Annotated in this window: 24 protein-coding genes; 11 read left to right on the plus strand and 13 right to left on the minus strand. The window is 61.4% G+C overall.

What is annotated here, in order from left to right; translation table 11 throughout:
• Window positions 1-61: 61 nt before the first annotated feature.
• The 3 genes from NKJ08_RS13275 to NKJ08_RS13285 all read right to left on the minus strand — a co-directional run bounded on the left by NKJ08_RS13275 (window position 62) and on the right by NKJ08_RS13285 (window position 2,738).
• Window positions 62-922, minus strand: coding sequence for a C40 family peptidase (locus NKJ08_RS13275; protein WP_352526758.1), 861 nt, complete (start codon window positions 920-922; stop codon window positions 62-64).
• A 30-nt stretch (window positions 923-952) separates the two neighbouring features.
• Window positions 953-1,303 (minus strand): MarR family winged helix-turn-helix transcriptional regulator, encoded by a 351-nt coding sequence (locus NKJ08_RS13280; protein WP_023676939.1) that lies wholly within the window; start codon window positions 1,301-1,303, stop codon window positions 953-955.
• Between the two features lie 70 nt (window positions 1,304-1,373).
• Window positions 1,374-2,738: a leucyl aminopeptidase family protein gene (locus NKJ08_RS13285; RefSeq protein ID WP_352526756.1), complete on the minus strand. Its 1,365-nt coding sequence runs from the start codon at window positions 2,736-2,738 to the stop codon at window positions 1,374-1,376.
• 122 nt (window positions 2,739-2,860) lie between these two features.
• Between NKJ08_RS13285 and NKJ08_RS13290 the strand changes: the two genes are divergently transcribed.
• Window positions 2,861-3,682 (plus strand): tetratricopeptide repeat protein, encoded by an 822-nt coding sequence (locus NKJ08_RS13290; RefSeq protein WP_352526826.1) that lies wholly within the window; start codon window positions 2,861-2,863, stop codon window positions 3,680-3,682.
• A gap of 116 nt (window positions 3,683-3,798) precedes the next feature.
• Here NKJ08_RS13290 and NKJ08_RS13295 read toward each other — a convergent pair whose 3' ends face one another.
• The 9 genes from NKJ08_RS13295 to NKJ08_RS13335 form a co-directional block, all read right to left on the minus strand.
• A complete protein-coding gene (locus tag NKJ08_RS13295; RefSeq protein ID WP_352781969.1) occupies window positions 3,799-4,815 on the minus strand; it encodes a type II secretion system F family protein in 1,017 nt (338 codons plus the stop codon).
• A gap of 11 nt (window positions 4,816-4,826) precedes the next feature.
• Window positions 4,827-5,840 carry a type II secretion system F family protein gene (locus NKJ08_RS13300; protein WP_352526752.1) on the minus strand — a complete coding sequence of 338 codons (1,014 nt, stop codon included), beginning with the start codon at window positions 5,838-5,840 and terminating at the stop codon, window positions 4,827-4,829.
• Between the two features lie 29 nt (window positions 5,841-5,869).
• Window positions 5,870-7,378, minus strand: coding sequence for a TadA family conjugal transfer-associated ATPase (locus NKJ08_RS13305; RefSeq protein ID WP_352526750.1), 1,509 nt, complete (start codon window positions 7,376-7,378; stop codon window positions 5,870-5,872).
• A 29-nt stretch (window positions 7,379-7,407) separates the two neighbouring features.
• Window positions 7,408-8,691 (minus strand): CpaE/TadZ family protein, encoded by a 1,284-nt coding sequence (locus NKJ08_RS13310; protein ID WP_352526748.1) that lies wholly within the window; start codon window positions 8,689-8,691, stop codon window positions 7,408-7,410.
• Window positions 8,692-8,746: 55 nt separating this feature from the next.
• On the minus strand, window positions 8,747-9,484 hold the full coding sequence (locus NKJ08_RS13315; protein ID WP_352776111.1) for a CpaD family pilus assembly protein: 738 nt from the start codon (window positions 9,482-9,484) through the stop codon (window positions 8,747-8,749).
• 14 nt (window positions 9,485-9,498) lie between these two features.
• A complete protein-coding gene (locus tag NKJ08_RS13320) occupies window positions 9,499-11,028 on the minus strand; it encodes a type II and III secretion system protein family protein (RefSeq protein WP_352776113.1) in 1,530 nt (509 codons plus the stop codon).
• Window positions 11,025-11,840, minus strand: a complete 816-nt coding sequence (cpaB, locus tag NKJ08_RS13325) for a Flp pilus assembly protein CpaB (protein ID WP_352526742.1) — start codon at window positions 11,838-11,840, stop codon at window positions 11,025-11,027. The genes NKJ08_RS13320 and cpaB overlap by 4 nt, the downstream gene beginning before the upstream one ends.
• Window positions 11,841-12,031: 191 nt before the next feature.
• Window positions 12,032-12,550 (minus strand): A24 family peptidase, encoded by a 519-nt coding sequence (locus tag NKJ08_RS13330; RefSeq protein WP_352781970.1) that lies wholly within the window; start codon window positions 12,548-12,550, stop codon window positions 12,032-12,034.
• A 153-nt stretch (window positions 12,551-12,703) separates the two neighbouring features.
• Window positions 12,704-12,874 (minus strand): Flp family type IVb pilin, encoded by a 171-nt coding sequence (locus NKJ08_RS13335; protein WP_352526740.1) that lies wholly within the window; start codon window positions 12,872-12,874, stop codon window positions 12,704-12,706.
• Window positions 12,875-13,221: 347 nt separating this feature from the next.
• Between NKJ08_RS13335 and NKJ08_RS13340 the strand changes: the two genes are divergently transcribed.
• The 3 genes from NKJ08_RS13340 to NKJ08_RS13350 all read left to right on the plus strand — a co-directional run bounded on the left by NKJ08_RS13340 (window position 13,222) and on the right by NKJ08_RS13350 (window position 15,007).
• Window positions 13,222-13,644: a pilus assembly protein N-terminal domain-containing protein gene (locus tag NKJ08_RS13340; RefSeq protein WP_352526738.1), complete on the plus strand. Its 423-nt coding sequence runs from the start codon at window positions 13,222-13,224 to the stop codon at window positions 13,642-13,644.
• Between the two features lie 151 nt (window positions 13,645-13,795).
• Window positions 13,796-14,356 (plus strand): TadE/TadG family type IV pilus assembly protein, encoded by a 561-nt coding sequence (locus NKJ08_RS13345; protein ID WP_352776118.1) that lies wholly within the window; start codon window positions 13,796-13,798, stop codon window positions 14,354-14,356.
• Between the two features lie 30 nt (window positions 14,357-14,386).
• Window positions 14,387-15,007 carry a TadE/TadG family type IV pilus assembly protein gene (locus NKJ08_RS13350; protein ID WP_352526736.1) on the plus strand — a complete coding sequence of 207 codons (621 nt, stop codon included), beginning with the start codon at window positions 14,387-14,389 and terminating at the stop codon, window positions 15,005-15,007.
• A 28-nt stretch (window positions 15,008-15,035) separates the two neighbouring features.
• Here the strand turns inward: NKJ08_RS13350 and NKJ08_RS13355 are convergent, their stop codons facing one another.
• Complete coding sequence (locus NKJ08_RS13355) at window positions 15,036-15,962, minus strand: phosphate/phosphite/phosphonate ABC transporter substrate-binding protein (RefSeq protein ID WP_352781971.1); 927 nt, start codon at window positions 15,960-15,962, stop codon at window positions 15,036-15,038.
• A 160-nt stretch (window positions 15,963-16,122) separates the two neighbouring features.
• Between NKJ08_RS13355 and NKJ08_RS13360 the strand changes: the two genes are divergently transcribed.
• The 7 genes from NKJ08_RS13360 to recF all read left to right on the plus strand — a co-directional run bounded on the left by NKJ08_RS13360 (window position 16,123) and on the right by recF (window position 24,353).
• Window positions 16,123-17,364 carry a phosphopentomutase gene (locus tag NKJ08_RS13360; protein WP_352776122.1) on the plus strand — a complete coding sequence of 414 codons (1,242 nt, stop codon included), beginning with the start codon at window positions 16,123-16,125 and terminating at the stop codon, window positions 17,362-17,364.
• The gene (gene mutM / locus NKJ08_RS13365; protein ID WP_352776124.1) at window positions 17,357-18,247 is read left to right on the plus strand and encodes a bifunctional DNA-formamidopyrimidine glycosylase/DNA-(apurinic or apyrimidinic site) lyase; all 891 of its coding nucleotides are present in this window, start codon (window positions 17,357-17,359) and stop codon (window positions 18,245-18,247) included. The genes NKJ08_RS13360 and mutM overlap by 8 nt, the downstream gene beginning before the upstream one ends.
• 23 nt (window positions 18,248-18,270) lie before the next feature.
• Window positions 18,271-19,044, plus strand: a complete 774-nt coding sequence (locus tag NKJ08_RS13370) for an enoyl-CoA hydratase (RefSeq protein WP_352526730.1) — start codon at window positions 18,271-18,273, stop codon at window positions 19,042-19,044.
• A 160-nt stretch (window positions 19,045-19,204) separates the two neighbouring features.
• Window positions 19,205-19,471: a 30S ribosomal protein S20 gene (rpsT, locus tag NKJ08_RS13375; RefSeq protein ID WP_023676922.1), complete on the plus strand. Its 267-nt coding sequence runs from the start codon at window positions 19,205-19,207 to the stop codon at window positions 19,469-19,471.
• A gap of 835 nt (window positions 19,472-20,306) precedes the next feature.
• Window positions 20,307-21,854 carry a chromosomal replication initiator protein DnaA gene (gene dnaA / locus NKJ08_RS13380; protein ID WP_502896014.1) on the plus strand — a complete coding sequence of 516 codons (1,548 nt, stop codon included), beginning with the start codon at window positions 20,307-20,309 and terminating at the stop codon, window positions 21,852-21,854.
• A gap of 199 nt (window positions 21,855-22,053) precedes the next feature.
• A complete protein-coding gene (dnaN, locus tag NKJ08_RS13385; RefSeq protein WP_352526725.1) occupies window positions 22,054-23,172 on the plus strand; it encodes a DNA polymerase III subunit beta in 1,119 nt (372 codons plus the stop codon).
• A 26-nt stretch (window positions 23,173-23,198) separates the two neighbouring features.
• On the plus strand, window positions 23,199-24,353 hold the full coding sequence (gene recF / locus NKJ08_RS13390) for a DNA replication/repair protein RecF (RefSeq protein WP_352781972.1): 1,155 nt from the start codon (window positions 23,199-23,201) through the stop codon (window positions 24,351-24,353).
• Window positions 24,354-24,383 lie beyond the last annotated feature (30 nt).

The raw sequence follows: 24,383 nt of genomic DNA on the forward strand, positions 1-24,383 counted from the left end.
GACGTAGCGCGGTGACGCGCAATCGCCAAGAAGAATCAGAACAAAAGGTGATCGATTAGCGTTACGGCCGGCGAAACCCTGTCGGACCGCCATAGAGATAGCCGATGCGGGCGATCGCATCCCTCAGTCCTTCACGCGACACCAGCATGGTGTGGCCGTTGGCGTGGATCATCGTCTCTGCGTCGGTCATAACAGCGACGTGGCCTTTCCAGAACACCAGGTCGCCGCGCCGCAGCCCCGAAAAATCCGGCCGCGGATCGAGCGGTTCGCCGATGGTTGCCGCCTGCATGTCGGAATCGCGCAGCACTTGCCTGCCGGCCATGTGCATTGCCAGCTGCACCAGGCCGGAACAGTCGATGCCGAAGCCCGAGGCGCCGCCCCACAGATAGGGCGTGCCGAGAAAGCTCTCGGCAACCGCAACGTAGTCGCCAGCCGCCTCACCGACAGGCCTGAGATGGCCCGATATGACCGCCTGGCCGGACGGCAACAGCGCATAATGCGTGCCGCGCGTTTCGGCTAAGCCCGTCACCGTCACCGACGATCCCATCGACAGTTGCCCGCTCACCGGAAAGCGCAAGTCGGGTCCCGGATAGAGAAAGGTGCGCGGCACCGAAACGATATGGGTCGGCGCACGGTCCCGAGCGCCCAGTGCCGTGTCGGCGACATAACCGACATAGCCATCGCGTTCGGCCTGGATCCAGGCCCAGCCTTCGACATCCTCGAAGACGAGAATTTCGTCGCCGAACAGAAGCTGGGTGTTGACGCCGGCATCCGGCCGCGGCGCCTTGCGGATGTCGGCCACGGAAGCGGCGATGCGAGCCGGCCGGCCGGCGACGAAACGGTCGGCGGCGACCTCGCCTCTCAACCTGGCATCGGCGAGATCGGAGCGGAAGGCGTGGAGGCGGGCATCCCTGGCGGTCAAATCGGCAACTCGTTCAAATGGGCAATTTGGTCAAATGGGCAATTCTTGGGCTCTGGCAATGATAACATCGCCAAAGCGTTCGACAAAGAGCGCGCCTTCGACCGTGCGCCTGACCAGCACGTTGCGCTTGTCGAGCTCGTCGCGGTGGCGCGACACCAACTTCAGCGCTCCCATCGTGTCGAGCGCACGCGTAATCACCGGCTTGGTAACATTGAGGCGGGCGGCCAGCCCGCGCACCGTGTGTGGCGGCGGATCGAGATAGATGGTGAACAGGATCGCCGTCTGGCGCATGGTGAGATCGGGCGCGTCGTCGCGCACCTCGGACAGCACCACCTGTTGCCATAGTCGCAAGGCCTGACTTGGACGCATGATAATCGACATCCGTCCAGCATGACGGAAAATTGTTTCGGTTCCGTTTCAGTCAACACCTTCGTCGGCTATGCCCGAGGCATCAGCCGTAGCGGTTCGAAATGACACGCTCCAGCGCCCGGATGCCTTGCGCCTCGCCACCGGCAAGGCCGTGCGGGCGGTCGGACGGGTTCCAGGCGAAGATGTCGACATGCGCCCAGCCGGCGGTCTTTTCGACGAAGCGCTTCAGGAACAGCGCGGCGGTGATCGAGCCGGCGAAACCATCCGACGCGACGTTGTTGATATCGGCAATTTTCGACGCCAGCTTGGCGTCATAGGGCTTCCACAACGGCATGCGCCATAGTGGATCCTCCACTGCGACGGAGGCATCTGCCAGCTCGGATGCAAGGGCCTCGTCAACGGTGTAGAAGGGCGGCAGGTCGGGGCCGAGCGCAACACGCGCAGCGCCTGTCAGGGTTGCCATGTCGACCAGCATCTGCGGCTCTTCGTCATCGGCCAAGGTCAGGGCATCGGCGAGCACCAGCCGCCCTTCGGCGTCGGTGTTGCCGATTTCGACGGTGATGCCCTTGCGGCTCACCAGCACATCGCCGGGCCGGAAGGCGTTGCCGGCAATCGAATTCTCGACAGCGGGGATGAGCACGCGCAGCCGGACCTTCAGCCTGGCGGCCATGATCATGGAAGCGAGGCCGAGCACGTTGGCAGCGCCGCCCATGTCCTTCTTCATCAAAAGCATGCCCGAGGACGGCTTGATGTCGAGACCGCCTGTATCGAAGCAGACGCCCTTGCCGACCAGCGTCACCTTGGGGGCATTCTTCGGCCCCCAAATCATGTCGATCAGGCGCGGCGCGTCGGCAGAAGCCCGACCGACGGCGTGGATCATCGGAAAGTTGGCGGCGAGAAGATCGTCACCCTTGGTCACCGATATTTCGGCCTTGTGCGTCGCGGCCAAGGTCCGGGCGGCTTTCTCCAGCTGGCCAGGGCCCATATCGCTGGTCGGCGTGTTGACCAGATCGCGCGCCAGGAAAACGCCATCGGCGATGCGTCTGACGCGGGCGGCGTCGGCGCCCGGCGGCAGCGCGAAGCGCAGCGTCCTGCCGGGCTTCTTGCCATAGCGGGTGAAGGCATAGCTGCCCAGCGCCAGCGCGAGTGCCGTAAGCTCCGGCTCGGCCGGTGCGGACGCAAAATGCCAGTCGCCTTCGGGCAAAGCTCTCGCCAGTGCGCCGACGGCCAGTGCGCCCTCGCCGTTGCCGGTGCCGAACAGGGCTCCGGCAATCGCGCCGTTGTCGTCAGGCACGACCAGCGTCCTGCCGGCCTCACCGGAAAAGCCGTTGGCCTTGGCCCAGGCGACCGAGGATGGCGCAAGTCCGGCCGCCTTCAGAGCGTTCTTTGCCACCAGATGGACCGGCAGCGCATTGCTCAATTTTTTCTCGACAAGTTCGACGGGCATTCGCTGGTCTCCAGCCTCTGAGTCGGCGTTTCTTAACTCTCCATTAGGGTTAACAGAATATTTCTGCGGGAGGGAAGATGACCCCGTAAATGGTCACCCGCATGAACGGAGCCCTGGTACCGATGCCGACCAACCGCAGGATGAACGCCACTGCCAAAAAGCTGATCACCACGGCGTTGATGGTGGCACTTGCTGCAGGCGTTGCCGGCTGCGGAACCAGCAAGTTGACGACAGGTTCGATTTCTCGCTCAAGCGGCAAGCCGCTGGAAACAATGTCGGCGGGCGAACTGCACAATGCCACGATGGCGCTCGGGCAGTCCTACTCGAAAAACCCCAACGACAAGCGGATCGCGACAAATTATGCCGCGGCGCTGCAGATGGACGGCGACGCCGACCAGTCGCTTGCGGTGATGCGCAAGCTGGCGATTGCCTTGCCGAAGGATCGCGACGTGCTCGCCGCCTATGGCAAGGCGCTTGCCGCCAACGGACAGTTCGAGCCGGCTCTCGATGCCGTGCGCCGCGCGCAGACCCCCGAATATCCTGACTGGAAACTGGTATCGGCAGAAGCTGCCATTCTCGACCAGCTCGGCCAAAAGGACGAGGCGCGCCAGGATTATCGCAAGGCGCTGGATCTCAAGCCGAACGAACCGTCGATCCTTTCCAATCTCGGCATGTCGTACGTGCTGGAAGGCGATTTGCGCACGGCCGAAACCTATATGCGCTCGGCCGCCCAGCAGCCGAATGCCGACAGCCGCGTCCGCCAGAACCTGGCGCTGGTCGTCGGTCTACAGGGCCGTTTCGAGGAGGCCGAGAAGATCGCCTCGCAGGAGCTGTCGCCGGAACAGGCACAGGCAAATGTCGCTTATCTTCGCCAGATGCTGGCGCAGCAGAATGCCTGGAGCCAGCTCAAGGACCAGGACAAGGCAAAGCCCGCCACCAACTGACCGCTTCAAGCGCCGAACTGGTGCGAGAATTCCGCAACATGTCAACCGCAAGGAGCCGCGCTGCACCGGCAGCACGGCTTTGAATCATTTCAGCGTTTGTGGCGACGCGGCTGGCGCTACTCGCTGCTGGATTTCGGCTGGTCGCCAAAGATGCCGCGCTGACTCACCTGGATGCCGGCGGGACCCAGAATAATAGCGAACAGCACCGGGAGGAAGAACAGGATCATCGGCACGGTGAGCTTCGGCGGCAGCGCGGCCGCCTTCATTTCGGCGGCATTCATGCGCATGTCGCGGCTCTCTCCCGCAAGCACGCGCAGCGCATGCGCCACGGGCGTGCCGTAGCGCTCGGCCTGGACCAGCGCCTGGGACACCGACCTGACGGATTCCAGGCCGGTGCGGCTTGCAAGGTTCTCGTAGGCCTGCTTGCGTTCCTGCAGATAGGAAAGTTCGGCGTTGGTCAGGATGAATTCTTCCGCCAATGCTACCGATTGCGCGCCGATCTCATCGGCGACCTTGCGAAGCGCTGCTTCCACCGACATGCCGGACTCGACGCATATCAGCAACAGGTCGAGCGCGTCGGGCCACGCCATCTGAATCGACTGCTTGCGCTTGGTAGCGCGGTTGTTGACGTAGAGCACCGGCGCGTAGAACCCCGCATAGGCAACCACGATGCAAACGAACAGCTTCACGAAAAGCGGCTGCTCGGGCAGTCCTCCGAGCACGAACAGATATATCGCCGCCAATGCAAAGCCGACAAAGGGCAGGACGAGACGGAAGAAAAGGAAGCGCGTCAGCGGATTTTGCCCGCGAAAACCCGCCACTTTCAATTTCTGCAAGGTACCTTCATCCGCCAGCGCACGCCTGAGATCCAGGCGATCGACAATATTGCGCATGCCGACCGACTGTTCTTCGCGCAGGCCCTTGCGGCGGCGGTCGGCTTCGACTGCCAGCCGCGCGCGCTGCTTGGCGCGCAGATCATCGCGCTCCAGCGCCACGGATTTCATGCGCGCCTTGAGCTGGTTCCCGCCAAAGGCGGGCAGCAGCGTGAAGACGGTCGCAAACACCGCAATGCCGACCAGCAGTGCAATCAGCAGAGACGGATCGGTGAGGGTTTTGATGACGTGATCGGTCATGCACGCAAATCCTAGACTTCGAAGTTCATCATTTTGCGCATCACCAGGATACCCATCGACATCCAGACGCCGGAGCAACCGAGGATCAGATTGCCGGTGCTGGTAGTGAATAGGGGCATGATGTAGTTCGGGCTCGTCAAATAGACGAGAAAGGCAACGACGAAAGGCAACGCGCCGATAATCACGGCGGATGCCTTGGCTTCCATGGACAACGCCTGGACCTTGGCCTTCATCTTCTTGCGGTCGCGAAGCACGCGCGAAAGATTGCCCAGCGCTTCGGAAAGATTGCCGCCGGCCTGAGACTGGATCTGGATGACGATGCCGAAGAAGCTCGCCTCGGTGCACGGCATTGTTTCGGGCATGCGCATGGCCGCGTCGGGGATCGACAAACCCATTTGCTGCGAATCGACGATGCGGCGGAACTCGGTCTTGACCGGCTCGGGGGATTCAATGGCGATCAGGCGCACGGCGTCGTTCAGCGGCAGGCCGGACTTTACCGCACGCACGATGATGTCGAGCGCGTTCGGAAATTCGTTGAGGAATGCCTTGACCCGGCGCGCGCGGAGAAACGAGACGAACCAGCGCGGCAGACCCAAGGCGCCTACCAGCAGCGCGCCTGGCAAGACCAGCAGCGGCGCGCCGATGAAATAGGCAAGAGCCGTCAAGACGATGCCGCAGACCGCCGAGTAGACATAGAAGCGCTCAAGCGAGATCTTCATGCCGGCCTGGCGGATTTGGATCTTCAGCGGTGGTTTCTTGACCAAGCTCTGATTGGACTTTTGTTTTTGGTCGAGATCCTTCAGCGAATCCTGGACGGATTTGCGACGCTTGGCCGCTTCCGCCACGCGATCGCGCGAAGCCTTGACGACGGAACGATCCGTCTCGGCGGTCTTGATCGATTCAAGCCGCTTGCCGACCTGCTTTTCGGTGCTGATCCGGTTGACCAGGAAAGCATAGGCCACCGCGCCAGCGCTGAAGCCGGCGAGCACGACGAATGCCAATACGGTGCCGTCAATTCCAAACATCGACCCTGGCCCCCACGCTTCCAGACGGATCAGTCAGCGCGTTTCTCCATCGCCTCGAGCGCAACGGCGAGGCGCTGCTCCTCGCCATAGTAGCGGGCGCGCTCCCAGAAATGCGGACGGCCGATGCCAGTCGACACGTGCTCGCCCAGCAGCCTGCCGTTCGCGTCCTCGCCCTTGATGTTATAGAGAACGATGTCCTGGGTGATGATGACGTCGCCCTCCATGCCGATCACCTCGGTGATGTGGGTGATGCGCCGCGATCCGTCGCGCAGGCGTGCGGCCTGTATGATCACGTCGACAGAGCCGACGATGATTTCGCGTACGGTTTTTTGCGGCAGCGTGTAGCCGCCCATGGCGATCATCGACTCTATGCGGTTGAGGCATTCGCGCGGGCTGTTCGAGTGGATCGTTCCCATCGACCCGTCATGGCCAGTGTTCATCGCCTGCAGGAGGTCGAACACTTCGGGTCCGCGCACTTCACCGACGATGATGCGTTCGGGCCGCATGCGCAGGCAGTTCTTGACCAGGTCGCGCATGGTCACTTCGCCCTCGCCTTCGAGGTTGGGCGGACGGGTTTCGAGACGCACCACATGCGGCTGCTGCAATTGCAGCTCAGCCGAGTCCTCGCAGGTGATGACGCGTTCATCGCGGTCGATATAGTTGGTCAGGCAATTGAGCAGCGTCGTCTTGCCGGAGCCGGTACCGCCCGAGATGACGATGTTGCAACGGACACGGCCGATGATCTTGAGAATCTCGGCCCCTTGCGGCGAAATCGAGCCGAACTTGACCAGTTGGTCGAGTGTCAGCTTGTCCTTCTTGAACTTGCGGATGGTAAGTGCGGTGCCGTCGATGGCCAAGGGCGGTGCGATGACGTTGACACGGGAGCCATCAGGAAGACGCGCGTCGCAAATCGGGCTTGATTCATCGACGCGGCGGCCAACCTGGCTGACGATACGCTGGCAGATGTTGAGGAGCTGCTGGTTGTCGCGGAAGCGGATGCCGGTCTGCTCGACCTTGCCGTTGACTTCGATGTAGACGTTCTTGGAACCGTTGACCATGATGTCGGCAATATCGTCGCGGGCAAGCAGTGGCTCCAGCGGCCCGTAGCCCAAAACGTCGTTGCAGATATCCTCGAGAAGCTCTTCCTGCTCGGCGATGGACATCGCGAAATTCTTGATCGCGATGATGTCGTTGACGATGTCGCGGATTTCTTCGCGCGCGCTTTCGGGATCGAGCTTGGCGAGCTGCGACAGGTCGATCGTGTCGATGAGTGCGGAGAAGACCTGGCTTTTGGTGTCGTAATAGCTCTCGCTGCGCTCGCGCTGAAGCCTTTTCGGCTCCGGCGCCAATGGCGGCGGCTCGACCGCACGGCGAACCGGCGGCGCGGCAGGCGCGCCGGACGGCGGCAGTGTCGCGGGCCTGGCAGCTACCGCCGCTTCCACAGGGTTCGCGGCCGCCGGCGCTGCAGGCGTGGGTGCTGGCTGACGGAATTCCGGGATGGTCCGGTTGCCGTCGTCGCTGCCTCTTTTACCAAACATAATCGCTTACCAATTCCACCGCTGAGGCGTCACTTCTTGTTGCCCGAAAGCTTGCCGAGCAGGTTGCCGAGGCCAGCCTTTTTCTTCACCTTAATTTCGCTGCGCCCTGTCAGCACATGGGCGATCTCGTTGATCAAGGCGACGACCGGGCTCTTGGCATCCATTTCACCGAGCATACGTCCGTTGTTGGCGGCATTTCCGAACAAAAGCGGCTCGAATGGGATGACCGACATCGGCGATAGGCCGAGCGATTCGGAGAAGTCGGACGGCGTAATCTCGGGACGTTTCGGCACACCCGCCTGATTGATCACAAGCTTTGGCGCAGGATCGTTCGGACGAAGCCGCTTCAGCATGTCGACCAGGTTCTTTGTGTTGCGCAGATTGGCCAGTTCGGGCGTCGCCGTGATGACGATCTCGTCGGCCTTTACCAGCGTGTTCTTGGTCCAGCCGGCCCAGACGTGAGGAACATCGAGTACGAGGAGCGGCGCGCTACGCTGGGCTATGTCGATAAGCTGGGTGAAAGCGTCGGGATCGAAATCATAGACCCGCTCCAGGGTCGAAGGTGCCGCAAGCAGCGACAGGTGCTCGGCGCATTGGGCGAGCAGCCGGTCTAGATAGACCTCGTCGACGCGTTCCGGCGAGAAGACCGCCTCGGCAATGCCTTGCGCCGGGTCCTGGTCGAAATTGATGTTGGCCGTTCCGAAGGCGAGGTCGAGATCGGCGACAACCACTTCGGATTTGAAAAGGGACGACATCGCCCAGGCCACATTATGGGCTACGGTCGAGGAGCCGACGCCGCCCTTGGCGCCGATGAAGGCAATCGAGCGGCCGATTGGCTCAGCTTCCGGATCAACGAAGATCGAGGACACCACGCTGACGATGTCGGCCATCGATACCGGCGCAATGACATATTCGGAAATGCCCGAACGGATGAGTTCGCGGTACAGGCCGACATCGTTGTAGTGGCCAACAACCACCACCTTGGAACTCGGATCACAATGTTCGGAGAGCTGGGCGAGCTGTTCCAGCAACAGCTTCGGCTCGCTGCGCGATTCAAGCAGGATCAGGTTCGGTGTCGGCGCCGACTGGTAGAATTCGATAGCGGTGGGGATGCCCCCCATATGCACTTTCAGATGGGCCTTGGCCATGCGGCGATCCTCGCCGGCGCGCTCGACCGGATTGGCTACGCCTTCGGTCTCGCAAAATGCCTGGATCGAAATGCGTGGGATCGGCCGCAACGCCTGCATCGCGGCAATATCCTGTTCCGAGGTTTCGCCGCCTGCTACCTCTGTGTCATAGGCAAGATTGCTCATTGTCATCTCTTTCCGTGACTTGCGCGGCTTAGGGTCTGTTGAGCCTCAACACTCGTTAATATTCGACTTCCGAATTGCCGAGGAATTCATCCGAAATACCTCTGTCACGATAGATGTCGATCACTCCGCTCCGATTTGCCGCGTCGATGGGTGTCTGCTTGCGCGGCCCGATCAGATCGGCCGGATTGGCCATCTGGGCGGCAAGATTGTTCTGATACGAACAACCGAAATCGGCATAGTGCTTGTTTTCCGAAGTCTCCAGCAGGTCTTCGGGCCAGCGGCCGCATTTATCCGTCTGGGCCTTCACCGAGACAAAGGCGACACGGACCGGCGCGGACGCTTCGGCCGAAACGGACTGATAGGATCGCATCGCAATCCGGTTGCGGCTGATACCACTGGCAATGGCAAGCCTGGCGAAATCGCGGCCGGCCGCAGCCGCTGCGATCTCGTTGGCCGAACCGCTCGGGATTTCGATCGTCAGCACCGGAGCGGCGCTCTTGTCGTATCCGTCCAGGAAACCCAGGAGCGTGTCGCGCTGGGATCTGGTCATGCCCCGGTCGCCGGCGCCGACCGGAAGGTCGATCTTCTGGATCTTCTCGGCGATGACGATCGGATGAGTGGTGCGATAGTCGTCCGGTATGGCACCGACCGTGACGCTGTCGCGATTGGCGCACCCGGCCAGCGATGCCGCGATCGCGATTGCCAGGAGCGGAACGGCCGGCCGCCAGATCCGCGAGCGGCCGGACCGCATCGCCGCGGTGATCGCCCTTGTCTTCGATGCTGACTGAGACATGTCCGCTTCCCCGCTTACTTGTAGATGAAGCCGACAACGCCGTGATAACGGCCATTGGGCTTGTCGGTCTGCATGGTGCCGTAGACACGGTTGACGCGGCCAAGGAACATGCCGGCGCCGTCGCTGGCGGCGTTGAAATTGTCATCCGGCTTGGCAAGCTCGTTGCGCGCCACCGGCTTCACCAGATAGGGCGTGATAATGATGACGAGCTCAGTCTCGTTGCGGACGAAATCCCTGCTGCGGAACAGCGTGCCGAGCACCGGTATCTTGGTCAGGCCGGGCAGCCCGGCGACCGCCTGCCTGATGTCGTCGCGGACAAGACCGGCGATCATCATGGAACCGCCGGAGGGCAGTTCCACCGTAGTGTCGGCCAAGCGTTTGCGGATCGACAGAAAAGTGGTGCCGGGCAAGTCACCAACGCCTTCGAGCACTGAGGCGCCTTCGGTCGTGGGTTCCGAAACCGATGTCCTCACTTTAAGACTAATGCGGCCCGCCGAGAGCACGACCGGCTGGAATTCGAGCCCAATTCCATATTCAAGGCGTTCGTGCTCGTAGGTAGTCTGGCCCGTTTGATTGTCGTTTGAAACGTTGCTTGATCGGCCGGTGATGATATTGAATTCGCCGCCGACCTTGAACGTCGCCTTCTCGCCCGAAACGGCGGTGAGAGTCGGCTCGGCCAGCGTCTTCATGACGCCGCTTTGCTCCATAGCGTTTATGTATGCTTGAAGCGTCGAGGTGCCGATCGAGGCCCCCGAAAATTGCGACAGTGGTTTTCCCAATCCATATGCGGGGGTGCTGAAGGACTTCCAACTAATACCGTTGCTGCTGCCGTCGCCCATCATGTTGACGCCGAGTTGCTTCATCACCGAGCGGCTGACTTCGGCAACTGTCACCTTCAACGTCACCTGGTCGTCGCCGATGATCTGCAGCAGGTTGACGATCTGGCTGACGCGGCGCTCGGCATCCGGATTGTCGATGGCGACGCCGGCTTCTGCCGAGCCGCCGGCAGCGGTCTGCGAATATTGTCCCGTGGTCGCCTCGCCGCCGGACACGAAGATGTTCGCCAGGTCTTGCGCGCGCTTGGCGTCCAGAGGAGTGTCCACGGTTCCGGTCAGAACGACGTTGTCGTTCAGCAACTCGACCTTGACCTCCGATGACGGGATGAAGCGCTTGATATAATCCTCCAGCCCGGCAACGTCGCGTTCGACCGCCAGATCTAGGCTGACGATCTGCTCGCCATTCGGGCCAAAGACGAAGATGTTGGTCTCGCCGACCGCCTTTCCGAACAGATAGATGCGCCTGGCGGTGCGGGTCACCGCGTCGGCTACCGCGGGGTTGGCGACGAGAATATCGTAGGCGTCGCTCGGCAGGTCGATGACCACCGATTTGTTGAGCCCAAGCTTCACTCGCTGGGTGGCGGTCGAAGCCGTGACCCTGGCATTGCTCGCCGCACTGGCGTCCAGTATGCCATATGCATTCGTGCCAAGGATGAACAGGCCGATCGCCGCAGCCAGGGTGACTGGCAGTTTGGTTTTTAGCCTCATTTCCTCGCCCCCACTTCGGAAACTTCGCCCGACTTGATCAACCGCACCGTCCCGCGCCGGCCATTGCCGGAAACCAGATAATCGGCCTCGCTCAGATTCTTGTCCTGACTGTCCTTGATCGAGCGCAGAGCCAATGTCAGGCGATCCGCCATCTGCTGCGCGACGGTGATGATCTCGGACTGCTGCGGCGTCAGTTCCAGTGTGGCAGTCTGGCCGACCCTGGTCTTCTTGCCTTCCTCGTCCTCCTGAATGGTCTGGTCGATCGCCAGGACGCGAATGTTCTTGAGGATGGTTTCCGTCGTGAAGCCCGGACCACCGCCATTGGCGGTATCGGCTCTGCGGGTCATGATGACGTCGACGAAATCGTTGGGAAGAATAAAGCCACCGGCCGAAGTGTCGGCCGAGATGCTTGTGGCGACGGCCCGCATGCCGGAGGGCAGGATCGACGACATGAAGCTTTGCCCCTCACCGATCAGCTTCGAGCGCCGCAGCGGCTCGCCGGCATAGAGCGCCACGCGGGCAACGGCGCCCTTCAGCTTGTCCAGCGCTTCAGGCTCGGCGGCGCGGGTGATGAAATTTGCGTTGATGCCGGCGGACGGCCATGACTCCCAGGAAATGTTGTTTTCAAGCGGGCTGCCCATCGGAACGTCGCCGGAAAGAACAAGCACGTCCTGCAGCGCGATCGCCGGCGCCTGAGGACCGGAATCGACAATCGGAGGCGGCGGAGCCGCGACCATGTTCTTCGCGACATAGCCTGCACCACCGGCCGCGGCTATCGCCACGCTCAGAATAATCAATCGGGATGCTGGCATCTGTCCGAACCTCGCCCTTGGCAATCCACCTCGCCAAGCCGGACTTTGCAGCGGCAATCGTCAAAACAAGGTTAATGTTATACTTACGATCGTGATTAATTTAAGGTTTACATAAATTAGAGCGACCAAGCCCGGCCCGAACGAAAGGCGTGGGCAACTCGCCTGCCCCGGCGCCAACACAGTAAGCAAATTCAGCCGGCAAGCCTGGTGAGTGCCCAGGCCATCAATGGCGAGTCCGGATAGGTAAGCAGACCCCCAATGCCAAGCGCAATGCCGTACGGAACGCCGGTCGCTTCATCTGCGAAATGGCGCAGGAACCGATTATGGCTTGTGACGGCGGCAAGCAGCGATTTTCGATAGGCGAGGATGGCAAGCGTCAGCAGACCGCCGATGAATGTCGAGGCGACGAGATACTCGACGAGATGGATGTTCAGTCCCATCCATACGGCAGTGGCGGCCAGGAGCTTGGCGTCGCCGCCCCCCATGCCGCCGAGGGCGAACAGGCCGAACGTCACAGCAAGAACCAGGCCGCCGGCGGCGAAATGCCAGCCATAGGTGGCCCAGTCCACGCCGGTCAAAGGCGCAACCAAGGCGAAGACAACGACGAGCAGGACGGGCACGCGATTGGCAATCGTCATCGACAGCATGTCGGAGATCGCGGCAAAAAGCATGCAGAACGGAAAGACGACGAAGATCACTGCTTCAAGCATGGGCGTGGCGCCTATGGTCAAACTGTACCTGGTCCCAGCCTAGGCATGTTCGATTAACGATTGATGAGGTCTAAATTTCAAATCATGCGTAGGACTAAATAAGGGCCGCCAGTGCGGCGGCCCTTATTGGAAACAACCGAATGTTGTTGTCTGTTACGAACCGTTGACTTTACTGGCGATCTTGTCGAACTTGGCATTCAGCGCGTTGCCGAGCGAGCCGGCGCCGACCATGATGGCGAGCGCGATAAGAGCGGCGATCAGACCGTATTCGATAGCGGTCGCGCCGGATTCGTCCTTCACAAAACGTGCGATAAGGTTAGACATTCGAGCTCCTACTCCAATTGTTACAGCACTTCCGTCAACTTCTCTTGGTGGCTGATCGGATGCTGCGAATCTAGCGCGAAGCTGTTTCAATCGACTTAATAAACAGGCTTACTGATTCCTTTCGCGCTTCGATGACATTGCGTGGTTAACCCAGAACTAAAATACCGGCCACTGGACGCACTGGCTGACAAAGGCCGCGAAAGGCGCAATTCGGCAACGCCTTTGAGCCGTGCCAGCTAGCCCAATGCCGGTTCCGGATTAATCATGACCTCCAGCCGCTTAACGGTTGGTTCACCAATCTCGTTCATGTTCTGTTGAACAGTTTGTTGCTGCCGGGGAGCGCCTCAATGGCCGGGCCGAGATCGTTATTTCCAGTTGCGGCGCTTCTTGCCGCGGCGGCCTTCGCTGTTCCAGCGATGGCCGGCGCCGGCATCGAAGTCACGATGAACCAGGCAAAGATCGTCAAATTGTCGCGCGCCGCCGATACGATTGTCGTCGGCAATCCGGCGATCGCCGACGCCTCCGTGCAGGACGCATCGACGATCGTGCTGACCGGCAAGGGATTTGGCGTCACCAATCTGGTTGTCCTCGATCAGGAGGGCAACCCGATCATCGATGAGCAAATCACCGTCGTGCGCCAGGCAGCGTCGTCGGTGCGCATCTATCGACGTGCCGAAGTACAGACCATGTCCTGCGCGCCATATTGCGAAAGCTCGTACAAGAGCGATGCCGAGAAGGCCTCTGAAGCCGAGATGAGCGCCGGGCATTAGCTAGCCGACCTCTCCGCCTTTGCGGGAACGCGCTTCGGTTATCGGCCGGTTAAGGCCTTCCCGCCGAATTTAACGGTCATTCCAACCGGACTTCAATCGGTTCCGACTAATGCTGGGTCCGATACAGAACCGGAATCGGCGGGTAGAGGACATGAGCAAGGCAGGACGAGCAGGCTTTCCCGGACGGTTTTTGGGCGACCGACGCGCAAGCACGGCGATCGAATTCGCCATGCTTGCAATTCCCTTCGCGCTTCTCGTCTTCGCCATCCTGGAGAGCTGCATTTCATTTGGCGCACAAGAAGTGATGGCAAACGCCACAGACGACATCGCGCGCCAGCTGCGTACCGGCCAGCTAAGACCTGCCGATGTGTCCGGGACCAAGCTGCGGGATATGATCTGCACCAAATTGGAGATCATGGTCGCCAAGACCTGTCCCGGATTGCTGGTGGATTTGCGCGAATATCCGACCTTCGCCGATGCGGCGCTGGCCGGTTTCAAGATCCAGGACGGCGATGTCGTGCTGACCAAGGGCACGAGCACGCAGACCTTCACGGTCGCACCGGGCCTGGCGGAGTCGAGAAACATGCTGCGGGTTTTTTACAAATGGCCGGTGATGACCGACTTCATGGCCAAGTCGATGGCCAATCTGAAGGACGGCAAAACGCTGCATTTCGCTTCGATCACTTGGCAGAACGAGCCGTTCGACAACTGAACCGCGTAGTCGCTTGAAAAGGGCAAAGCCATGATTCGTGCGGGGGCACAGCTGGGCATCGCAGAGATTTGTACAAGAGCAATCCGGCTTTGCTCGGACCGCCGCGGTATTGCGGCTGTCGAGTTTGCCCTCATCGTGCCTGTCCTGTTGATCATGTACTTTATGACCATGGAGGCCTCGCAAGCCATCGAGACCAGCAAGAAGGTCAGCCGCATCGGCAGCATGGTAGCGGACCTTGTCACGCAGCAGCAGACCATCAAGGCGGCAGATCTCGATGCCATCATGGCGATCGGCAGTTCCACGCTTCAGCCCTACAACCGCTCGAAACCGAAGATCATCATCACGGCGATACAGGTGACGAACGAGACGACGCCGAAAGTCCTGGTCGTGTGGTCGCGCAAAGTGGTCGATGGCGTCTCTAGCGTCGACGCCGTCAAGGACTCCGCCACAACGGTCCCGAGCGCGCTCAAGATCAAAGGCACTTTCCTCATTCGCGTCGAAAGCGACCTCGCCTACAAGCCAATCATCACCTGGTCGGCGGACGGCCAAAGCCGGTTTGGGTTAAGCTCGGTCTTCAATTCGATTTCGATGGCCGAAACTTATTATCTTCGGCCGCGCAGGAGCCCGACCATTCCGTGCAGCGATTGCTGATGCCTAAGACCTGCTAACCTGGCTGTTGCTATTGCTTGAGACCGCGGGCCGAGACCAGGTGCACGATGGCCGCAGCCAGCACATAATCCCTCGGACCGGCAACGGCGAACCCGCCGGAATGTTTCTGCTCCAGAAGATCGTAAATGTCCGGCGAGGTTGATCTGAGATTGGTGAGAAACACGGCGAGCCGGCGCTTGGCTTCGGGGTCCAGATCGCTGCGGACGGCGTGCGGGCCATATCTCAGCAGGCCTGACGTCCATACGACCTGAAGCGCTGATTTCGAGAGCCCTGCGGCCTCGAGCCTCGCCACCGTGCCGCCAGGAGGGTTTGGCTGTCCGTCGGCCACAGCCGGCATCCAGCCGAATATGGCATCGGCCTCACCGTCGACCAGCATCGCTTCAGCTGCAGCAGCCGAATTGGCGTGGGTCAAAAACGGTGCATCTTCCGCCACGTTGACCCCGTCTGCAGCCAGCCCGGCAAACGGCAACAAAGCACCACCGACGCTGTCGGAAGGCGCCATGACGACCCGACGGACTTCCATGGCCATCAGATCGGGAACCCTGCCGTCGCGCGTCAGCAGAACGGAGCGGATGCCGATGGCGCCGTCCGAATCGACCGGCGCCACGAGAGGTTCCACACACCCGCACCGTTCGGAGGCGGTGGCGTAGGCAGTTGCCGAATAGACGGCATATTCGATGCGGCGATCGGCCTGCGCCTCGATCAACGCCGCATAGTCGCGGGCAACGACAAACTCCACCTTCATGCCGAGCGCTTTGGTAAAGGCGTCGGTCAGCAGCGCCAGACCTGGAACAGTGTTGCCGGCGCCAGGCTCGGCGACTATACCGATACGGAACGTTCCGATACCATCGCGCCAATCGGCGCGCACCGGGCCCGCGCAAGATGCATCCAGCAGCAAGGCCAGTACGGCAGCGAATGCTTTCAGGGCAGGCCTCATGCGAGCTCCATGCCGCGCATTTCCATCGGCAGATCGACCATGCCGCGATTCGTCTCTCCCGGACCAGCGCGCCAAGCCGTGCCGTTTGGGTTTCCGAATTGCCAACGGCAGCACGGAACCCTATGTCTGAGCCAACACACAGGCAATGATGAACCCTTCGATGGCACGCGCCTTCCTTTTTGTCCTTGACTCCTTCGGCATCGGCGGCGCGGCCGATGCCGAGCGCTATGGCGACACCGGCTCCAACACGTTCGCACACATCGCGCAGGCCTGCGCGGAAGGCCGCGCCGATCGCGAAGGCTTGCGTGACGGACCGCTTCTGGTACCCAACATGCTCTCGCTCGGCCTCGGCCATGCCGCGGCAACGGCGACGGGTTTCAGGTTCGAGAACGGCGGCAGTGCCCCGCTTGCCGCCGCCTTTCACGGCGCGGCACAGGAGGTTTCGAGCGGCAAGGACACGCCGTCGGGCCATTGGGAAATAGCCGGCCTGCCGGTCCGTTTCGACTGGGGTTATTTCCCGGACACGATTCCTGCCTTTCCAGCCGAGTTGACCGAAGCGATGGTGCGCGAAGGGAAGGTGCCCGGCATTCTCGGCAATTGCCATGCCCCGGGCACCGAGATCATCGAACGGTTCGGCGACGACCATATCCGCACCGGCAAGCCGATCTGCTACACCTCGGTCGACTCCGTCCTGCAGATCGCCGCGCATGAGGTTCATTTCGGCCTGGAACGGCTTTACGACTTCTGCAAGGTGGTGCGCGGACTGGTCGATCCGCTGAATATCGGCCGCGTCATCGCGCGGCCGTTTGTCGGTGAAACCGCCGCCACGTTCGAGCGAACGCACAATCGTCGCGACTATGCGGTACCGCCGCCGGAACCGACACTGCTCGACCGGCTGACGGCGCGCGGCAGCCGGGTTATCGCGGTCGGCAAGATCGGCGACATTTTCGCCCATCGGGGGATCTCGGAAGTCCGCAAGGCTGCCGGCAACATGGCGATGTTCGACAAAGCGCTTGGCGCCATGGAAGATGCCCGCGACGGCGACCTCGTCTTCGCGAACTTTGTCGACTTCGACACCGAGTTCGGGCATCGGCGCGACGTTGCGGGCTACGCCGCCGCACTCGAAGCTTTCGACCGGCGCCTGCCTGAGGCATTCGCACGGCTGAGGCCAGGCGATCTGCTCATTTTGACCGCCGATCACGGCAACGATCCGACGTGGCGCGGCACCGACCACACACGCGAGCGTATTCCGGTTATCGGCACACGGCCGGGTTTCAAAGGCGCAGACATCGGACTGAGGACGACGTTTGCCGACATCGGCGAAACCGCGGCCGAACATCTCGGGCTGGCGCGCGGCCCTTACGGCACCTCCTTCCATGCCACGATAGGCGGCCATGCCTGAGCTGCCGGAGGTCGAGACAGTCAGGCGCGGTCTGCAGCCGGTCCTTGAAGGTGCCCGCATCGTCGGTGTCGAGGCACGCCGGCCCGATTTGCGGTTTCCGTTCCCCGAGAGATTTTCGGAGCGGCTGACCGGCAAGACGATTGCAGCGCTCGGCCGCCGTGCCAAATATCTGACGATGCACCTGGACAACGGCCCTGTGCTGATCTGCCATCTCGGCATGTCGGGTTCGTTTCGCATCGAAACGGCCGACGAGAGCGCAACACCCGGCGCGTTCCACTACGAACGTTCGAAAAACACCACTCACGATCACGTCGTCTTCGATGTAGCATCACCTGCCGGCGTCCGCTCTCGCGTGATCTTCAACGACCCACGCCGCTTCGGGTTCATGCTGTTTTCGGAAGGGGAGCCCGACATGCATCCGATGCTGGCGGGATTAGGCGTCGAGCCTACAGGCAATGCACTGGACGGCGCGCTGCTCGCTTCGCTGCTGAAAGGTCGCAAGTCACCTCTGAAAGCGGCACTTCTCGACCAACGGCTGATCGCCGGGCTAGGCAATATCTACGTCTCGGAAGCGCTTTGGCGGGCCGGCCTGTCACCGCTGCGCGAAGCGGGCACCCTCGCGAGAGCCGGCAAGAAAGCCAAAGAACAGAACGAACGCCTGGCCGAGGCAATCCGCTCGGTCGTCGCCGATGCGATCGCCGCCGGCGGCTCGTCGTTGCGCGATTATATGCAGACCGATGGATCGCTGGGCTACTTCCAGCATTCCTTCGCGGTTTATGATCGCGAGGGCGAGGCCTGCTCCAAGCCTGGTTGTGGCGGCCACATCGAGCGTATCGTGCAAAGCGGTCGCTCGACCTTCCACTGCCGGACCTGTCAGGCTTGAACCAGAAGCGAGGAGGAGCAAGCATGGGCTACGAAACCATCATCGTCGAAACCCGCGGCAAGGTCGGGCTGATTACGCTGAACCGGCCGCAGGCGCTCAATGCACTGAATTCACAAGTGCTGGCGGAACTGGTCGCGTCGGTGAACAGCATGGGCGCAAATGCCGACATCGGCGCCATGGTCATCACTGGTTCGGAAAAGGCTTTCGCGGCAGGTGCCGATATCAAGGAAATGCAGTCGATCTCCTATGTGGATGCCTATCTGCAGGATTTCTTCGTCGGCTGGGAAGAATTTACGCGGGCACGAAAGCCGATCATCGCGGCGGTGGCGGGCTACGCGCTGGGCGGCGGCTGCGAACTGGCGATGATGTGCGATTTCATTATCGCCGCCGACAACGCCAAGTTCGGCCAACCCGAGATCACGCTGGGTGTCATGCCCGGCATGGGCGGATCGCAGCGACTGACCCGCTTCGTCGGCAAGTCGAAGGCGATGGATATGTGCCTGACGGGGCGAATGATGGACGCAGCGGAGGCCGAGCGTTCCGGCCTGGTCTCGCGCGTCGTGCCAGCCGGCGAGTTGATCGAGGAAGCGCTTAAGGCCGCGGCCAAGATCGCCGGTTTTTCCTTGCCATCGGTGATGATGGCAAAGGAAGCCGTAAACCGCGCCTATGAGACGACGCTCACCGAGGGCCTGCGGTTCGAGCGTCGGCTGTTTCACTCGCTGTTTGCGCTGGATGACCAGAAGGAAGGCATGGCGGCCTTCACCGGCAAGCGGAAGCCGAATTTCACGAACCGATGAAATGACGAAGGCACCGGTCAAAAAGAAAGCGCTGCAGCGTTGACGCGCCGGAAAAGCTGAACTATAAGCCGCACCAACCGAGGCGGCCCTGTGGCTGCCCGTTTGTTTTTTGCGCCCCGCGGTATCCCGCAAGCGCCTACCAGATCAGAAGAGAGGCACCATGGCCAATACCTCCTCGGCCAAAAAGGCAACGCGCAAGATCGCCCGTCGCGCAGCGATCAACAAGAACCGCCGCTCCCGCGTCCGGACCTACATCCGCCAGGTCGAAGAGGCGCTCGCGGCCGGCGACAAGGCGGCCGCACAGGCTGCCTTCAAGGTGGCCGAGCCGGAATTGATGCGCGCCGCGACCAAGGGCGTGGTGCACAAGAACACGGCATCGCGCAAGGTGTCGCGGCTGGCCCAGCGGGTCAAGGTGCTGTCAGCCTAGACACTTTTCCCTGAACTGCCCTTCCTAAAACCCGGCCGATCGCGCCGGGTTTTTTCGTTTGCCGGCAAGTACTTAAAAGAAAGCCCGCAAACGGTGCTCCACGTGCATTTCAAAGTTCGAAATGCTTTGCCGGCATATACATGCCCGCTGATATTCGCAGCCGCCGAAACCGCCAATGCGAAAATTTCCGAGCATCACAGATTACCGCTTCTTTTCAGAGGCTTACCGATGGTGATCCACAGCTTGTTCACATCGGCTGCGGCCGATAGGCGACAATTGGCTGTCAAGTGAATTATTTCAGAAAATTTCGCGTTGTGCGGCCTTTTTCATATTCGCCGGAAAAGGGTTTGAATCACAATGGCTTTGTCAAAATCAGTTGTTGCAGCATGACGTCCGAACCGCCCCTTGCTAGTCAGATTCCTTAAAAATCCGTTAGGGGTGGCCTTGCCCTATCCACAGCGATTTCGGTAATGTCTGTCTATCGAAGGGACGGGCCCTTGGCCCTTGACCAGCCTGAAACCGGCCAGCTCAAATTGGCAGAGTTTACAGCGCGGATTCAACTCCGCGGACGGGTTGGTTTGTCTTTTCGATACGGTAGGGGACTGGCGTAATTGTACATGGCAGGTTGACGGTGCGCCGGCGGTTTTTCGCCGGACGGCATTTTATTGTCCTGACATGACCAAGGCGGATCGGCTCTTGGAGCCGGACCGATAACGAGGCGATTCATCAGCCGGCGGCGGCGATAGTGTCGCAGCGAAGACACGGTCGCCGGAAACATGGATGCAGGAGGCGCATCCCCGGCGGAAAACAGGTACAAGAGACAAGGAACTCGATCATGCAAAGCGGCGGCATCGAAAGGGAGCTTACGGGCGACCTCCCATTTCCTGGAACGTTAATCGGAAGGAACGACATGGCGGCTTCCAATGAAGCTGAACAGAAGTTCGATCGGGTCAAGGCCCAGCTGAAGGCGCGTCTGGGAACCGAGGTCTATTCGAGCTGGTTCGGGCGCATGAAGGTCGCTGAATCCTCCAAGGGCATTGTCCGCATCTCGGTGCCAACCGCATTCCTGCGTTCATGGATCAACGGCCACTATCTCGATCTCATCGCCGAGTTGTGGAAGCACGAGGATCCGGAGATCCTCAAGATCGAGATCGTCGTTCGCACCGCCACACGCCAGGGCCGCAACAGCGTCGAGCCAGAAGTGGCCCCGGCCCGCAAGATGACCAGGCAGACGCAAACCGCGCTCTCTGCGGGCACGGCGAGCCCCAGCAGGGTCGAGCGGGTCTCTGCACCCCGCCCGGGGATGCCGGCAGAGACCGAGTTCCGGCACAATGTGCTCGGTTCGCCGCTCGATCCACGCTATACTTTCACCTCTTTCATCGAGGGACCATCGAACCGAGTGGCTTTTGCCGCCGCCAAGGCGGTCGCGGAATCGCAGTCGAGCGCGGTGCGTTTCAATCCGCTCTTTCTTCACGCGACGGTCGGGCTGGGCAAGACGCATCTGTTGCAGGCGATCGCCGCAGAATCGCTGAAGCAGAATCCGAAATCGCGGGTCGTTTATCTGACGGCTGAATATTTCATGTGGCGGTTCGCCACCGCGATCCGCGACAACAACGCACTGACGCTGAAAGAACAGCTGCGCGACATCGACCTCCTCATCATCGACGACATGCAGTTCCTGCAGGGCAAGTCGATCCAGCATGAATTCTGCCATTTGATCAACATGCTGCTCGACAGCGCCAAGCAAGTGGTGGTCGCTGCCGACCGGCCGCCGTCGGAATTGGAATCGCTGGAGCCGCGCGTCCGCTCGCGCCTCAACGGCGGCGTCGCGCTGGAAATGTCGGCCCCGGATTTCGCCATGCGCATCGGTATGCTCAAGCTCAGGCTTGCCACCGCCAAGCTCGACGATGCGTCGCTCGATATTTCCGAAGAGATCCTCAACCACGTCGCCCGCACGGTGACCGGCAGCGGGCGCGAGCTCGAAGGTGCCTTCAACCAGCTTTTGTTTCGCCAATCCTTCGAACCGCAGATCACTATCGACCGCATCGACGAGATCCTCGGCCACATCTATCGTTCGGGCGAGCCGAAGCGGGTGCGTATCGAGGACATCCAGCGCATTGTCGCGCGCCACTACAACGTGTCGAAAACCGAACTTCTGTCCAACCGGCGCACACGCACCATCGTCAAGCCGCGGCAGGTCGCTATGTATCTGTCGAAGGTGATGACGCCGCGCTCGCTGCCGGAGATCGGGCGGCGTTTCGGCGGCCGCGACCATACGACCGTGCTGCACGCGGTCCGCAAGATCGAGGATCTTTCCGGCGTCGACAACACGCTGGCGCAGGAACTCGAATTGCTGAGAAGGCTGATCAACGACCAGGCCTGACGGCCCGAAAAACGCCGGCTTGCGGACTTCGGCCTTTTTATCCCGAGAAAGCCCTTGCAGCCGGCCCGAACCGGTAGCGCGGGCTTGCGTTTGCCGGGTTTTTCCTGTCAGTTTACGCAGATTCTGAGCCTGTTCAGACCTTTCGCGGGGCGCCGCTTGTCGGAGACCCGTTCATTCATTCAAGCGAGCCTGTTTCGTCATGCGTGTTATCCTGGAACGGTCAAACCTCCTGAAGTCGCTCAACCATGTTCACCGCGTGGTCGAGCGGCGCAACACCATTCCGATCCTGTCGAACGTGCTGCTCAGCGCCGAGGGGGCCAGCCTTGAAATGAAGGCAACCGACCTCGACCTGGAGGTGACCGAAGCAACGCCGGCAAAGGTCGAGCGTGGCGGGGCGACGACGGTTCCGGCGCATCTGCTCTACGACATCGTGCGCAAGCTCGCCGACGGCGCGGAGGTGCTGCTGAAGACCGACGAAGACGGCAACGCCATGACGGTGACGTCCGGGCGCTCGAGCTTCCGCCTCCAATGCCTGCCGCAGTCCGACTTTCCCGAACTTTCAGCCGGGTCGTTCTCGCATATTTTCCGGCTCGATTCCGTCGGGCTAAAGGGCCTGATCGAGAAGACCCAGTTCGCCATCTCGACCGAGGAGACGCGCTATTATCTGAACGGCATCTATCTGCACACGCACGAGACCGGCGGCAAGTTGAAGTTGCGCTCGGTCGCGACCGACGGCCATCGGCTGGCGCGCGCCGAGATCGATGCGCCGGCAGGCTCCGAGGGCATGCCTGGCGTCATCATCCCGCGCAAGACGGTCAGCGAGCTGCAAAAGCTGGTCGATGATCCCGACGTTGCAGTGACCACCGAGCTGTCGGACACTAAGATCCGTTTCACCATCGGCAGCGTCATCTTGACCTCCAAGCTGATCGACGGCACTTTCCCGGACTACCAGCGCGTCATTCCGACCGGCAACGACAAGAAGCTGATTATCGATCGTCAAAGTTTCGCCGCAGCCGTCGATCGGGTTTCGACCATTTCCTCCGAACGCGGCCGGGCGGTGAAGCTTTCGATCGCCGAAGGCCAGGTCACGCTTGCGGTCAACAACCCGGATTCGGGCAGCGCCACCGAGGAATTGGCGGCCGACTATTCGTCCGATCCGATCGAAATCGGCTTCAACGCCAAATACCTGCTCGACGTTGCCGCGCAACTGACCGGCACGGAGGCGAAGTTCATGCTGGCAGATGCCGGTTCCCCGACGCTGATCCACGACATGGCCGACGAGACCGCGCTCTACGTGCTGATGCCGATGCGGGTGTAGGGCCCGAACGGGGCCATCTTGCTGTCGTGACCGGATCTGCAAAACAGCAGCAAACCCATATTAGTAAGCTTACACTTACGAATTTCCGCAACTATGCGGCACTGGCAATCGACCTTGATCCCGGCGCTGTGGTTTTCTCCGGCGACAATGGCGCCGGCAAGACCAATCTGCTTGAAGCGATCTCGCTGCTCACGCCAGGCCGCGGCCTGCGCCGCGCACCCTATGCCGAGGTGGCGCGCGAAGGCGGCGACGGTGGCTTTGCGCTACATGCCCGGCTTGACGGGCCGGACGGCCAGGTCGAGATCGGTACCGGGATTGCAGGCAGCGATACCGCCGGCGAAGGCGGCAGGCGGGTGCGGATCAATGGCGCGGCGGCGCGCTCAGCCGAAGACATGCTGGAATGGCTGCGCGTCGTCTGGCTGACACCGGCCATGGACGGCCTGTTCCCTGGGCCGGCCGCCGACCGTCGGCGCTTCCTCGACCGGCTGGTGTTGGCGATCGATCCCGGCCACGGCCAGTGCGCGCTTGAGTACGAAAAGGCAATGCGCGGCCGCAACAGGCTGCTCGCTGAAGGTTCGCGCGACGGTGCCTGGTTCGATGCGATCGAGATGCAAATGGCCGAGACCGGCGTGGCAATTGCCGCGGCGCGTGCTGAACTGGTGCGCCTGCTCGCCGCCATGATCGACCGTCTGCCCGGCGACGGACCGTTTCCGCAAGCCGACATCGGCATCTCGGGGGAACTGGAAGGCGAAGTTGGCATTTCACCGGCCGTCGACGTCGAGGAACGGTTCAGGCGCATACTCGCCGAAGGGCGCGAGCGCGACCGCACCGCCGGACGCACGCTCGACGGCCCGCACCGTTCCGATCTCGTAGTGCGCCACCGGCCCAAGGCAATGCCCGCCGAACTCTGCTCGACCGGCGAGCAGAAGGCGCTGCTGGTCGGCATTGTCTTGTCGCATGCGCGGCTAACCGGCGAGATGTCGGGCATGACGCCGATCCTGCTCCTCGACGAGATCGCCGCCCATCTCGACGGCGGCCGGCGCGCGGCCTTGTTTTCGATCCTGGAGGAACTGAACTGCCAGGCTTTCATGACCGGGACCGATGCCGCGTTGTTTGACAGCCTCAAGGGACGCGCGCAGTTCCTGACCGTCGATCACGGCAAGGTCAGGCCGACCATTTGAACTTCGTCAATGGCGCATTTCTGGGCCGCA

Origin of the sequence: Mesorhizobium sp. M0244, from assembly GCF_040321795.1 — a bacterium.
GTDB lineage: Bacteria > Pseudomonadota > Alphaproteobacteria > Rhizobiales > Rhizobiaceae > Mesorhizobium.

Bases quoted from the DNA above. Each gene is read 5' to 3' on its own strand.
- NKJ08_RS13280 (WP_023676939.1), bottom strand. From the start codon at position 1,303: ATGTCGATTATCATGCGTCCAAGTCAGGCCTTGCGACTATGGCAACAG.
- NKJ08_RS13285 (WP_352526756.1), bottom strand. From the start codon at position 2,738: ATGCCCGTCGAACTTGTCGAGAAAAAATTGAGCAATGCGCTGCCGGTC.
- NKJ08_RS13290 (WP_352526826.1), top strand. From the start codon at position 2,861: ATGCCGACCAACCGCAGGATGAACGCCACTGCCAAAAAGCTGATCACC.
- NKJ08_RS13295 (WP_352781969.1), bottom strand. From the start codon at position 4,815: ATGACCGATCACGTCATCAAAACCCTCACCGATCCGTCTCTGCTGATT.
- NKJ08_RS13300 (WP_352526752.1), bottom strand. From the start codon at position 5,840: ATGTTTGGAATTGACGGCACCGTATTGGCATTCGTCGTGCTCGCCGGC.
- NKJ08_RS13305 (WP_352526750.1), bottom strand. From the start codon at position 7,378: ATGTTTGGTAAAAGAGGCAGCGACGACGGCAACCGGACCATCCCGGAA.
- NKJ08_RS13310 (WP_352526748.1), bottom strand. From the start codon at position 8,691: ATGAGCAATCTTGCCTATGACACAGAGGTAGCAGGCGGCGAAACCTCG.
- NKJ08_RS13315 (WP_352776111.1), bottom strand. From the start codon at position 9,484: ATGTCTCAGTCAGCATCGAAGACAAGGGCGATCACCGCGGCGATGCGG.
- NKJ08_RS13320 (WP_352776113.1), bottom strand. From the start codon at position 11,028: ATGAGGCTAAAAACCAAACTGCCAGTCACCCTGGCTGCGGCGATCGGC.
- cpaB (WP_352526742.1), bottom strand. From the start codon at position 11,840: ATGCCAGCATCCCGATTGATTATTCTGAGCGTGGCGATAGCCGCGGCC.
- NKJ08_RS13330 (WP_352781970.1), bottom strand. From the start codon at position 12,550: ATGCTTGAAGCAGTGATCTTCGTCGTCTTTCCGTTCTGCATGCTTTTT.
- NKJ08_RS13335 (WP_352526740.1), bottom strand. From the start codon at position 12,874: ATGTCTAACCTTATCGCACGTTTTGTGAAGGACGAATCCGGCGCGACC.
- NKJ08_RS13340 (WP_352526738.1), top strand. From the start codon at position 13,222: ATGGCCGGGCCGAGATCGTTATTTCCAGTTGCGGCGCTTCTTGCCGCG.
- NKJ08_RS13345 (WP_352776118.1), top strand. From the start codon at position 13,796: ATGAGCAAGGCAGGACGAGCAGGCTTTCCCGGACGGTTTTTGGGCGAC.
- NKJ08_RS13350 (WP_352526736.1), top strand. From the start codon at position 14,387: ATGATTCGTGCGGGGGCACAGCTGGGCATCGCAGAGATTTGTACAAGA.
- NKJ08_RS13355 (WP_352781971.1), bottom strand. From the start codon at position 15,962: ATGAGGCCTGCCCTGAAAGCATTCGCTGCCGTACTGGCCTTGCTGCTG.
- NKJ08_RS13360 (WP_352776122.1), top strand. From the start codon at position 16,123: ATGGCACGCGCCTTCCTTTTTGTCCTTGACTCCTTCGGCATCGGCGGC.
- mutM (WP_352776124.1), top strand. From the start codon at position 17,357: ATGCCTGAGCTGCCGGAGGTCGAGACAGTCAGGCGCGGTCTGCAGCCG.
- NKJ08_RS13370 (WP_352526730.1), top strand. From the start codon at position 18,271: ATGGGCTACGAAACCATCATCGTCGAAACCCGCGGCAAGGTCGGGCTG.
- rpsT (WP_023676922.1), top strand. From the start codon at position 19,205: ATGGCCAATACCTCCTCGGCCAAAAAGGCAACGCGCAAGATCGCCCGT.
- dnaA (WP_502896014.1), top strand. From the start codon at position 20,307: ATGCAAAGCGGCGGCATCGAAAGGGAGCTTACGGGCGACCTCCCATTT.
- dnaN (WP_352526725.1), top strand. From the start codon at position 22,054: ATGCGTGTTATCCTGGAACGGTCAAACCTCCTGAAGTCGCTCAACCAT.